6 protein-coding genes are annotated in these 6,730 nt (G+C 48.1%); all 6 read left to right on the forward strand.

Going from position 1 to position 6,730, the window contains the following annotated elements; translation table 11 throughout:
• Positions 1–754 precede the first annotated feature (754 nt).
• On the forward strand, positions 755–1,549 hold the full coding sequence (locus tag Q4A89_RS11405) for a thymidylate synthase (RefSeq protein ID WP_303185615.1): 795 nt from the start codon (positions 755–757) through the stop codon (positions 1,547–1,549).
• Positions 1,550–1,573: 24 nt separating this feature from the next.
• Entirely contained in the window at positions 1,574–2,065 is a 492-nt protein-coding gene (locus Q4A89_RS11410) for a dihydrofolate reductase (RefSeq protein ID WP_303185617.1), read from the forward strand.
• A 70-nt stretch (positions 2,066–2,135) separates the two neighbouring features.
• Entirely contained in the window at positions 2,136–2,537 is a 402-nt protein-coding gene (locus tag Q4A89_RS11415) for a DUF1573 domain-containing protein (RefSeq protein WP_303185618.1), read from the forward strand.
• Positions 2,538–2,634: 97 nt separating this feature from the next.
• The gene (locus Q4A89_RS11420) at positions 2,635–3,984 is read left to right on the forward strand and encodes a DUF1573 domain-containing protein (protein ID WP_303185619.1); all 1,350 of its coding nucleotides are present in this window, start codon (positions 2,635–2,637) and stop codon (positions 3,982–3,984) included.
• Positions 3,985–4,055: 71 nt separating this feature from the next.
• A complete protein-coding gene (gene meaB / locus Q4A89_RS11425; protein WP_303185620.1) occupies positions 4,056–5,144 on the forward strand; it encodes a methylmalonyl Co-A mutase-associated GTPase MeaB in 1,089 nt (362 codons plus the stop codon).
• Between the two features lie 266 nt (positions 5,145–5,410).
• Complete coding sequence (locus Q4A89_RS11430) at positions 5,411–6,382, forward strand: ROK family protein (RefSeq protein ID WP_303185622.1); 972 nt, start codon at positions 5,411–5,413, stop codon at positions 6,380–6,382.
• The last annotated feature ends 348 nt before the right edge of the window (positions 6,383–6,730 follow it).

Consider the following 6,730-nt stretch of genomic DNA (forward strand, 5'->3'; position numbering starts at 1 on the left):
CATCAAAAGTGGCGTAAATCATGAAAGAAAAAAGAAACGATAACAACAAAAACAACTGTCAACCTTTTTCAGGACAGGACAGTATGAGACGAATGTGTAATCATAGCCGATGCCGATGCCATAAACCGTTTCTTTACGCACATTAGATGTTTTCCGAATATGACTTCTTTTAAAAGAAAGTGGTACATATAGTTGAAATGTATGTTTGTCTCTCATCTTATAACGGAATGACAGATTTACCGGACGTACACTGTCTCCGATTAGCGAATAGAATCCGTATTCTAAAGCCATTCCGAATCTTTCGGTTTTTACTTGTTGCTTGTCGGACTGGGCTAACGTATCAATAGATAGCATTAACAAAATTAATGTACATGTGTTTTTTATACAATTATTTAGATTCATGTTGATAAAAAAATTGTCATCTTACATTTGTAATTATTATCTTTAAAAATTAAATATGTATTATATTCATTTTTTTTGAGTGTAACTAATATATCGCAAAGATATAAATGGTTTTTGATAATATGCAAATATTCCACTTATTTTTGATGCCCGGAAAATAGAGTGGAATATTTAATGGTCGCTCCTTCATGTTAAGGAGAAGATTTTTGACTTTAAGGAAGCGTTCCTTTACGTGAAGGGAACTTTCCTTAAAGATGTCCGGACGGCCTGCATGCTTTTTGAGCGAAAATAGTAGCCAAAGTCCGCTTTTTTGCTTACTTTTGCGAGGCTTAAAGATAAAAAGACCCTGTTTATGAAGCAATACGTAGATTTGCTGGAGCATGTGCTCCGTTCCGGTACGACAAAAGAAGACCGTACAGGCACGGGCACGACAAGCGTATTCGGGTATCAGATGCGATTCGATCTGAGTGAGGGATTCCCGCTGCTTACCACGAAGAAGTTGCATCTTAAATCGATCATTTACGAGCTGTTGTGGTTCTTGAAGGGCGATACGAATGTGCATTACCTGCAGGAGCATGGCGTACGCATCTGGAACGAATGGGCGGATGCGGATGGCAATCTGGGGCCTGTATACGGTCACCAGTGGCGTTCGTGGGCTGACTACGAAGGCGGGACGATCGATCAGATCAGTGAGGCGATCGACATGATTCGCCACAATCCGGACTCGCGCCGTATCATCGTCAGCGCATGGAATGTCGGTGATTTGCGAAATATGAACCTGCCGCCCTGCCATGCCTTCTTTCAGTTCTACGTGGCCGACGGGCGGCTCAGTCTCCAACTTTACCAGCGCAGCGCAGATATCTTCCTCGGAGTGCCGTTCAACATCGCTTCCTACGCCTTGTTGCTACAGATGGTTGCGCACGTTACCGGTCTTGAGGCGGGCGAGTTTATCCATACGCTCGGCGATGCGCATATTTATCACAATCATCTCGAGCAGGTGAAACTGCAGCTAACACGTGAGCCTCGTCCGCTCCCGCAAATGAAACTCAATCCTGACGTGCGTAATATCTTCGACTTTCGCTATGAGGACTTCGAGCTGCTCGGATATGATCCTCACCCGCATATCCCGGGCGCTGTTTCCGTATAACTTTTTTAGCATCATAAAAACCCAATGATATCGATTGTAGTAGCCACAGACCAACGGGGAGCGATAGGCAAAGACAACGGATTGCTTTGGCGCCTCCCGAACGATATGAAACATTTTCGCGCACTGACCATCGGACATACCGTCATCATGGGGCGGCGAACGTTCGAGTCTCTGCCCAAAGGCGCCTTGCCCGACCGCAAAAATATTGTCCTTACCACCGAGCCGGGTGCCCGTTTCGACGATTGTGTGGTATATAATACGCTGTGGGGCGCGCTTATGGCTACGGAGGGAGAGGACGAAGTCTTTATCATCGGCGGAGGAAATGTCTATGAGCAGGCCTTGGAAGTGGCCGATAAACTCTACCTTACGATCGTGCATCATACGTTTTCGGATGCCGACACGTTTTTTCCTCCTGTCGACCCGAAGGTCTGGGAAGAAGTCGCTCGTACCGATGTGCCGAAGGACGAGAAAAATCCTTATGCGCACAGCTTTTTAACGTACGTTCGAAAAAAATAACCCGGCACGGCGTACTATTCGTGATAAATATATTACTTTTGTTGCGTTATTAACTTAAAAGCAAAGTGAAATGAAACGTATCTTATTTGTTTTAACGGCCATCTTGATGATGACGACAGGCGTGGTTTGCGCACAGGAAAAAAGTGCTTCGATTACGGTAACCGGCAGCGCAACGTATGATTTCGGCGATATCGTTGAAACATCAGGCCCTGCAAGCCATGTTTTCACGGTGATGAACAACGGAGAAATGCCGCTGGTGATTTCGCGCGTTGTGGCTTCTTGCGGATGCACGACTCCTGATTGGACGAAAGAACCGATTGCTCCGGGAAAAACGGGCGAAATCAAGGTCACATATAATCCGGCCGGACGTCCGGGTAAATTTGTCAAAACGATTGCCGTGTACAGCAACGGCAAAGCCGACGGGAATTATGTTCTGACGATCCGCGGGAATGTCGTACAGAAGAACTCATAAACCGATGAGCGGAAGAATCTGCGTCGTCGGCTTATCCCTATTTTTCTGCCTCTTTTCGGTGCAATGTTTATCTGCCCGAGAAGAGGCTAAAATTGTCATGCCCGAAACCGCTCATGACTTTGGCCGGATCGAAGGCGCCAATGGACCGGTGAAACATGTCTTTGCCGTCAGAAACGATGGGAAAGCAACCTTGGAATTGATTCGTGTTTCTTCTTCGTGCCGTTGCCTTTTGGCCGAATGGTCGAAGAAGACGGTAGAGCCGGGTGAGACGGCAAGGCTTGAAGTGACGTACCATCCTGTCGGACAGTCCGGCGCTTTTAGCCACAGCATGCAGGTCTTCAGTAACGGTTCGGAAACTCCGCTTGTCCTAACGGTCAAGGGGAATGTGCACGCCGCGCCGGGGGCTGTGGTCGGAGAACCCGAGTTTACCCCTGACGCGTGGACGCATGATTTCGGTAAGATTGATGAGGAGCAGAATTACTATACCCATATTTTTCAGATTACGAATACCGGGAAGGCTCCGTTGATTATTTCGCATGTGCAATCTTCGTGTGGATGTGCCGAGCCGGAATGGACAGCCGATCCGATCGCTCCGGGAGAAGTCGGTGATGTGGTGATCACGTATTCGGCGAAGAATCGTCCGGGTCCGTTTAAAAAGCATATCACCGTTTATACGAATGCGAAAGGAGGTAGACAGCGTCTTGCCATTATGGGTGAGGTGATTCCCAAACCGAGTGAATTACCCGTCGTATATCAAGATACGATCGGAACGATACAATTAGAGAGTAAAACATTTATGTTCCATACCATCCGCCCGAAAGAAATCGCGACGCAGGAGATATGGATTCGTAATTTTTCCGATGTAAGTCAAACACTTTCTTTCGTCAACATGCCGGCACATATTCAGGTGGAAGCTCCTGATGAATTAGCGCCCGGTAAGGCCGAACGGATGAAGGTAACCGTCGACGGTACGAAAGTGACGACGAAAGGACGAATGCTCGGCGGGTTTACATGGATGGCGCAGAGCGCTGCCGGCGAGGTGCTCTCGTACGAAATACCCGTCTCCGTAAACTTTATCGACGATTTCAGTACGCTTTCGCCCATGCAGAAAACGCATGGTGCAGGCATCAAGCTCTCGACAACCTTGCTCGAATTCGGGCGAATGAAACGAGGCGGACTCTTCGGTATCGGCAGTAAGCGTGCCTCCAAGCAGGTGACCCTTACGAACGAAGGTAAAGAACTGCTTGAACTGCATAGCGTATCGTGTGACGATCCGAGGGTACACGTCACCGGATTCAACCGGAGAATGCTCGGTCCGGGCGAGTCGGTAACCCTGACGCTTCTTATCCGACCTAAAGAGGTGACGGAGCCGATGGAGACCATGCTTTATGTGGTCTGCAACGACCCTCGAGGGCCGGTTCGTCAAGTGAAAATCACGGCAAAATAAAAAGATAGAATAACGGCGCAAGAGGGAGATGAAATGATTTCCCTCTTGCTTTTTAACAGATAGGTAAAACAATGAATCATCCTGAAAACGACGAAAAATACAAAGGTCTGAAAGTAAATACCGGCGTATCCGGTGTGCCGACAGTCAACCCCTATTTGCAGCAAATACGCAAACAAACACGCTCCTTTACGACGCATGAGTTTGTTGAGGGCATTCTGCGTGGAGATACATCGGTGCTCAGTCAGGCGGTGACGCTGGTCGAGAGTTCCCGACACGAACATCAGAGGCAGGCGCAGGAGATCATCGAGAAGTGCCTTCCGCATACCGGACGGTCGATCCGGGTAGGTATTACGGGCGTGCCCGGCGCCGGAAAGAGTACATCGATCGATGCCTTCGGGATGTACATGGTGCGCAAGGGACACAAGCTGGCCGTGCTGGCGATCGATCCCAGTAGCGAACGTTCAAAAGGGAGTATCCTCGGCGATAAGACGCGTATGGAACTGCTTTCGCGTGAGCATAACGCTTTTATCCGTCCTTCTCCTACGGCAGGCTCATTGGGCGGAGTAGCCCGTAAGACACGTGAAACGATTATCCTTTGCGAAGCGGCCGGATTTGATACTGTTTTCGTCGAAACGGTCGGCGTAGGACAGAGCGAAACCGCCGTACATTCGATGGTCGACTTCTTCCTGCTTATCCAGTTGGCCGGTACGGGCGATGAATTGCAAGGCATCAAGCGAGGGATTATGGAGATGGCCGACGGGATCGTCATCAACAAAGCCGACGGAGACAATATCGAACGTGCCAAGATGGCCGCCGGACACTTCCGCAATGCGCTCCATCTCTTCCCGCCTGCAGCTTCGGGCTGGTTTCCTAAGGTGCTGACGTATTCGGGATATTACAATCTGGGCATAGAAGAAGTCTGGAATATGATCGAGGAATATATGGCGTTCACGAAAGCGAATGGTTATTTCGATCAGAAACGTAACGAGCAGGCCAAATACTGGATGTACGAGAGTATTCACGACATGCTGAACGACGCGTTCTATCATCATCCGCGTGTAGAAGAGCGATTGCCCCTCATCGAACGCCAGGTACTGAACAACGAGATCAGTTCGTTTGTCGCAGCCCGCGAAATGATGGATTTGTTCCTAAAGAGGTAGTCAATCCATGACAGATTGACAGTGTTGAGGGGAAACTGGTAATTGAACAGGCTCAAGTTGATTTTAAGGGTTAGGGATATCCGTTTATACTGTTTCGCTTTAGAGAAGTAATAGAGGCGTTGTCTTTGCTAAAGACGAATAGAGATGTTGTCGAAACATCCAAAAAGTATTATTTTTCTGTAAAAAAATTGTTTTCTTTCGCAAAAGCCTATATATTTGCTCACTGAAACAAAAAATAATCATTCAATTAAAAAAACACAGAACTCATGGAGAAGCCTTATGTAATTGGTATTGACATAGGTGGCACGAATACCGTGTTCGGGGTAGTAGATGCGAGAGGAACCATCTTATACAGCGGTTCCATTAAAACAGGTCATTATGATGACATCAACGACTATGTGAAAGCCCTTGGCGACGGATTACAGAACGTGATTAACTCGGCCGGAGGCAAGGACAAAATCAAAGGCATCGGAGTAGGAGCGCCTAACGGCAACTATTTCAACGGTTGCATTGAATTTGCGCCCAACTTGCCGTGGAAAGGAAAAATCCCTTTGGCACAGTTGATCAGCGACCAGACGGGAGGTATTCCGGTTACCTTGACGAACGATGCTAATGCGGCGGCTATCGGTGAGATGACGTATGGCGCGGCTCGCGGTTTGAAAGATTTTATCGTCATCACACTGGGTACAGGTGTGGGCAGTGGAATCGTTATCGGAGGAAATCTGGTATACGGTCACGACGGATTTGCCGGTGAACTGGGACACGTCATCGTACGCCGTGAGAACGGACGTTTGTGCGGATGCGGTCGTCACGGGTGTCTGGAGGCTTATGCTTCGGCCACGGGGGTTGCCCGTACGGCTTGTGAACTGCTGATGACGCGTACCGAAGAAAGTCTGTTACGTGAGTTGGAACCGGACAAAATCACGTCGAAAGACGTTTATGACGCGGCCGTTAAAGGAGACAAGTTATCCTTAGAGATTTTCGAAACGACCGGAGCGATTTTGGGCGAAGCCTTTGCCGACTTTGTGGCCTTCTCAAGTCCCGAAGCAATCATCCTCTTCGGCGGTCTGACGAAAGCAGGACAAATGCTTATGGATCCGGTAAAACGTTCGATGGAAGCCCACATGCTGAAGGTATTCCAAAACAAGACCCGCCTGCTGTTCTCGCAGCTGAAAGAAAGCGATGCCGCCGTATTAGGCGCCAGCGCACTCGGTTGGGAAGTGAAAGAAGAGTTATAAGAAGCATTTTGATATTCATGATAAAGAGGCTGTCTCAAAAACACGGACAGCCTCATTTTTTTATGCTTATTTCTTTGCCATCCGAACATCTTCGGGCCTCTCGGACACAAAATTTACAAGCTGTGGAAAAACCTGTTTTTAACCCAGATTCCGCAATAGAAAATATAAGCATGAATTTAATTCAGGCCTTCAGCCCTGCGAACAAGGTCCGGATGTCGACACCCCACCCTTACGGGATGGGGCTGAAATAATCCAGGCTTTCAGCCCTTGTATCGGGTGTTGAGTTGTTGAGTTGTTTATTTGTTGAGTTGAATGTTAAACAACAAACACCTAAACATCCGAAGGACT

The sequence above is a fragment of the Tannerella sp. genome (assembly GCF_030528505.1).
GTDB lineage: Bacteria > Bacteroidota > Bacteroidia > Bacteroidales > Tannerellaceae > Tannerella.

Bases quoted from the DNA above. Each gene is read 5' to 3' on its own strand.
- Q4A89_RS11405 (WP_303185615.1), top strand. From the start codon at position 755: ATGAAGCAATACGTAGATTTGCTGGAGCATGTGCTCCGTTCCGGTACG.
- Q4A89_RS11410 (WP_303185617.1), top strand. From the start codon at position 1,574: ATGATATCGATTGTAGTAGCCACAGACCAACGGGGAGCGATAGGCAAA.
- Q4A89_RS11415 (WP_303185618.1), top strand. From the start codon at position 2,136: ATGAAACGTATCTTATTTGTTTTAACGGCCATCTTGATGATGACGACA.
- Q4A89_RS11420 (WP_303185619.1), top strand. From the start codon at position 2,635: ATGCCCGAAACCGCTCATGACTTTGGCCGGATCGAAGGCGCCAATGGA.
- meaB (WP_303185620.1), top strand. From the start codon at position 4,056: ATGAATCATCCTGAAAACGACGAAAAATACAAAGGTCTGAAAGTAAAT.
- Q4A89_RS11430 (WP_303185622.1), top strand. From the start codon at position 5,411: ATGGAGAAGCCTTATGTAATTGGTATTGACATAGGTGGCACGAATACC.